General features: G+C 45.5%; 2 protein-coding genes and 1 riboswitch. Both genes read right to left on the bottom strand.

What is annotated here, in order from left to right; all coding sequences use genetic code 11:
• A partial coding sequence (locus J7M13_00905) for an aldehyde ferredoxin oxidoreductase (GenBank protein ID MCD6362552.1) occupies positions 1-536 on the bottom strand: 536 nt, incomplete at its 3' end.
• Between the two features lie 4 nt (positions 537-540).
• A riboswitch (molybdenum cofactor riboswitch) is annotated at positions 541-666 on the bottom strand.
• Between the two features lie 20 nt (positions 667-686).
• Positions 687-3,008 (bottom strand): hypothetical protein (locus J7M13_00900; GenBank protein ID MCD6362551.1); only part of this gene is annotated, 2,322 nt, incomplete at its 5' end.

Here is a 3,008-nt window from a genome sequence, read left to right as displayed (position 1 = left end):
TTATCGTTTATAACACAGGCTATTTTAACGAGATTCTCGCCGGCTGGGCCTATACACGCCACCTTCGCCCTACTATCATTAACCTCCTCAAGCAGCTTATCCGTTGTAGCGTGGGTATCAAGTCCCCAAAGATGAGAGGCATCTCTAAGCTCAACTTCATCGTCCTTAATATAGAGATATACAGGCTTATCCGCAGCTCCCTCAAACACGATCATATCGTAGCCTGCGCTCTTCAGCTCAGCACCCCAGAATCCCCCGGAATTACTACAGGCTATCGTTCCAGTAAGCGGTCCCTTGGTCACAACCATGTATCTTCCGCCCGTGGGAGCTGGAGTACCCGTTAAAGGACCGGTAGCGAAAATCAGCTTATTTTCGGGAGAGAGAGGATCCACCTTAGGATCTATCTCATCGTAGAGGATCTTTGAAGCGTAACCCCTTCCGCCTATGAAGGCTCTCGCGGTGTCCACACACAGCTCCTCAACCCTGACCTTGCCCCTGCTCAGGTCAACCCGCAAAATCCTACCCGCGTACGACAAGACTTCACACCTCCCCCTTCCTCCTTTCCGAAAGCGGGAGGCAAGCAGGTTTCCCCACCTACCCTATCGGCTCAGCCTCCATAGGACCAAGAGATCCCTTAGGAGAGAGAGCTCGGAGGCGGACTTCACTTAAATTATACCATATAATTGTCATTTATTATGCTCATGAAGCGCGAGGATATAATCATATATTCTCTTCCAAGCTCTTGTCTCATTTAGCTTAAAACCTATATCTTTCAAAGCTTTTTGGGGTTTTCCTTTATTAAGTGCAATTGAAAGCTCGATCTCAAAAAGTTTCCTTTTAAGGGTATAATATCGTGCTTTAGCTTCATGCGAAGAGGAGTCGGAAGGAAAACTTTTTAGCTCCTTTTCCAAGCGCCTTGCTTCCTTCTCCATCTTCCTTAGAATCCTTTCATCTGGGAGAGAACGGTTCTTTCCAACACGCCAAGAGGGAGGATTAAGCACCCTAAGATAGACATCCTTATCATATGCACTTTTAACCCTCAGAGGAAGCTCAATAGTAAATATGCTTTTCGGAGGTATCGTTCGAGCCTTTCTCTCCAAGTTCCCAAAGGGATCAACCAAGCTAACGGTATTCTCAAGCCTATAGTGCCTTGGGTGAGGATTAAATCCCCTAAGCAGGTTTTTACCTCTGAAGCGATAGAAAGCAGTTATCGGTAGAGGAAAGGAAGGGAGAAAGATCTCACCGGTATAGACTCCCCTTCCTCCCTTATAGACTATAAGAGGAGGCGTTTTAAAGAAGGCAACCCATTTGTAGATCCTTTCATCCCATGGCTCTCCCTTAAATGTCATATAACCCAAAAAATGTCTTATCTTTCTTTCACACCTTGCTCCGGGAACGTACATCTCAGGCCCCGCATCACCCACCCTGCCCGGAACAGCCCTTTTAGCTATCCACTCCACCGCCCTTCTCAGGGTTAGATAAAGAAAGCCACTTCCTTCCCACTCGTATTCTCTTAAACCTTTAGCCATAACCACATGAGTTACTCCCTCATCATAAAGCGCTATAAAATCCTGAAAGGGAAAAGTTCTAACTTTCCCCGTCTCTCTCGCTGCTATTAAAAGGGAGGAAAGCTCAGGGGGTAGCTCCTCTGGAAGCAAATCCTCATCAAGGGGAGCCCTTAAAACGATATCGTATTGGCTTCCAGCAAAAAGCTCTCCTGACCTTGGAAAATCAAATCCCATCCTAACTCTAAGATTAGTTCCATAGCTATTTAAGTCAACTTTCCATCGAATTAAGGGACTTTCATCAAATAGAATTCTAACGGAAAGAAAGGCTCCCTTACCATTTTTTTCAAGGTGAGCTTCAAATAAAACCTCAGCATGATGTTCTCCCTGCCTAATCAAAATCGGTTTAAGCTTCATTTTCCTCGTCGTTGCGAGAAAGCTTCCCTTCGCATGAGAGTAGGCATCTCCAAGCTCCTCCTCGAGGGTAAAGAACCCCAAAACGCTATCCCCTACTCTAACGCTTCCATCTTCCATAACTTCAGCCTCATAGTAGGAATTTTTCCACTTAAAACCGATCGCGCGCTCTCTCAAGGTCTTGACCCGCTTTATCTTCCCCACCTTAAAAAATCCCATTCCTTCAAGCTTAATTCGATACTCCCCTGAGGGAAGGGGATACCATAGATCGTATTTCTGAGGTATGAGATTAACCGCGTAGTACCCCTCATCTGCATCTTTCAGAAGAACGGATAGCTCCCTTTTTAAAACTTTTCTGAGCCTCTTAAATAAGAGAAAGTTCTCCCTTTCGCTTCTTTCATGAACCTGATCGACCCCAACGCCACAGATGTTATCGTGAACGAGCTCCCTCAATATTACCCTCCAGAGGGAGGGCAAAGCTTCCTTCCCATTTAAAGCGAGTAAAGGTTCAACGATTCTATATAGAAAATCTTCAAGATCCGCACTCTGGACCTTAAGATAGGTTCGGGTTGAAAGCGTTCCGGGGAAGGTGCAGGCATACTTTCCAGATATAAGTTCCCCAAAACAGACGGGACAATCCTTAAGTTCCCTTTTAACAGCAAGAAGATAATCTAAGGGGGTACCAAAGATAATACTGATGGAGTTCACCCTATCAGGTAGAAAGCGAGAGGAATCCTCGGGCTCAAGATCAAGGTCATAACCATCAAGCAGGATTAAATTATCGGTAAGTTGATATCTCATTTTTCCCACTTCACCCTTTATTCTCTCCTTAATAAGCCCTGGAATCCTTCCTAAACCATAAAGACTTCTATAACCACCGTAGAGAAAAACCGTAAGAACCTCGCTTCCGTTGGGAGCACACCATCTAAACTCAGATGAGATTTTATAGGACCCCCTCCAAAGGAAAACATCCCGTATCCCAAAGATTGAATGAATCTGCGGGCTTTGGGATGGATGACCGAAGTTATCGAGAAGCCATCCTACCATCATCGGCTTTCCCAAGTGGCTCGCATCAAGAAGCCCAAGCAT

The organism is Synergistota bacterium (genome assembly GCA_021159885.1).
Taxonomy (GTDB): Bacteria; Synergistota; GBS-1; order GBS-1; family GBS-1; genus AUK310.
This window is presented reverse-complemented; position numbering and strand designations above follow the sequence as displayed.